This window comes from Polaromonas sp., from assembly GCF_030682935.1.
Lineage (GTDB): Bacteria > Pseudomonadota > Gammaproteobacteria > Burkholderiales > Burkholderiaceae_C > Polaromonas.
This window is the reverse complement of the sequence record NZ_JAUXNA010000218.1, coordinates 1-1,961: the sequence shown is the minus strand read 5'-3', so window position 1 is coordinate 1,961 and position 1,961 is coordinate 1. Positions and strand designations below refer to the sequence as shown.

Here is a 1,961-nt window from a genome sequence, read left to right as displayed (position 1 = left end):
GAAGCAGCGCCACCACGGCATCGCTATTTCAACCCGGTCGCCCTTGCCCTTCACAACAACCGAGCCCCTGAACCTAGCCCATTCCCCGGTGCCAAACCCGTTCAATATTCGCCATGCACCGAACCAGGCGCTGGGTGCCTTGCTCGCCCTGCCCTGGTTCACCGCCTACACCGCAGGCCCCACATCCAATGTCTGGCCGTGGCTGGTGTCGGCCTGTTGCGCCGTGCTGGTGTGGCTGTTCTGGCGCAGGGTCGATGCCAGGCTGATCGCCACCGCCTGGGTGCTGGCCGCCGCTGTCAGCGCGGTGATCGGTCTGGTGCAGTATTTCGGGCTGGCGCATGCGTTCAGCCCCTGGATCAGCGAGACCGGCGCCGGGGAGGCGTTTGCCAATTTGCGCCAGCGCAACCAGTTTGCCACGCTGACCAGCATCGGGCTGCTGGCGCTGATCGCCCTGCTGGCGCGGCAAGCGCCCGGGCCGCGCGTGCCGGGCTGGGCGTACGCGGCGATGGCGCTGCTGGCGCTGGGCAACGCGGCCAGCAGCTCACGCACGGGCTTGCTGCAGTGGGTGCTGATTCTGGCGCTGACGGCAGGGTGGGCGCTGCCCGCGCTGCGTGGCCAGCGGCGCCTGGCGGTGTTTGCGCTACAGGCGCTGCTGGCGTATGGACTTGCGGTGCTGGCGCTGCCGTGGCTGCTGAGCGCGGCCACGGGGCTGAGCAGCGGGGGGCTGTTGGGCCGGCTGGCGGAAACGCCGGGCTGCGGCAGCCGGCTGGTGCTGTGGTCCAACGTGTTGAGCCTGATTGCCCAAAAACCGTGGCTGGGCTGGGGCTGGGGCGAACTGGACTATGCCCACTTCATGACCTTGTACCCGGGCCCGCGCTTTTGCGATATTCTGGACAATGCCCACAACCTGCCGCTGCAACTCGCGGTGGAGCGGGGTGTTCCGGCCGCCCTGGTGCTGTGTGGCGGCGCGGGCTGGCTAGCGTGGCGCGCCCAGCCCTGGCGCGAAACCGATCCGGCGCGTCAGATGGCCTGGGGCGTGCTGGCCGTCATCCTGCTGCACAGCCTGCTGGAGTACCCGCTGTGGTACGGCCCGTTCCAGTTGGCGTTCGGGCTGTGCGTGGGGCTGCTGTGGGCCCGCGCCGCGGCCGGGCCTGACAGCCGGGCATCAAGCCGGCATGTGCCGTCAGAATTTAAGAAAAATAGGGCTTTAGCCCAATATCTGCGGGGGCTTATAGCTACTGTTATGATAGCTGTTTTGGCCTTTGCAGGCCTCGACTATGCCCGGGTCAGCCAGCTTTACCTGCAGCCCGAGGCGCGCAGCGCAGCCTACCGGGACGACACGATGAACAAGGTACGGGGCAGCTGGCTGTTTGGTGACGAGGTGCGCTTTGCGGCGCTGAGCGTGACGGCGCTGACGCCCGGCAATGCCGAGTCCATGCACGCGCTGGCACTGTCGTTGCTGCACTACTCGCCCGAGCCGCGGGTGATTGAAAAACTCATTGCGAGCGCCAGGCTGCTGGGCCGCGACGAGGAAGCCTTGCTGTACCTGGCGCGTTACCGGGCGGCGTTTCCTGACGAGCATGCGCGCTGGGCCGCAGCCCAGGCGGCCAGACTCCGGCCGCTGCCAGCGGCAAAGTGACGCGCACCCGGCTCAGGCATTGACGAAGTGCCCGGACTTTCCACCCTGCTTTTCCATCAGCTTCACGTCGGTCATCGTCATGCCGCGATCGACCGCCTTGCACATGTCGTAAATCGTCAGCAGGGCGACCGTGACGGCGCTCAGCGCCTCCATCTCCACGCCGGTGGGGCCGACGGTTTCCACCGTTGCGCTGCAGGTGACCACTCCTTTTTCACCCTCTGCAAGGCTGGTGGCGCCTGCCGCCGTTGCGGGGGTGGCTACAAAATCAATCGCAACGCGGGTCAGTGCCAGCGGATGGCACAGCGGAATCAGGTCGCTGGTT

General features: G+C 67.0%; 2 protein-coding genes. One reads left to right on the top strand and one right to left on the bottom strand.

The genetic code is table 11. From position 1 onward, the window contains the following. Nucleotides 1–88: 88 nt before the first annotated feature. Nucleotides 89–1,639, top strand: a complete 1,551-nt coding sequence (locus tag Q8K05_RS09950; protein WP_370868820.1) for a PglL family O-oligosaccharyltransferase — start codon at nucleotides 89–91, stop codon at nucleotides 1,637–1,639. Nucleotides 1,640–1,651: 12 nt separating this feature from the next. On the opposite strand, the gene Q8K05_RS09945 is transcribed toward Q8K05_RS09950, so the two are convergent. Further along, nucleotides 1,652–1,961, bottom strand: a 310-nt coding sequence (locus Q8K05_RS09945) for a cyclic pyranopterin monophosphate synthase MoaC (protein WP_305246466.1), incomplete at its 5' end; no start/stop codon positions are given.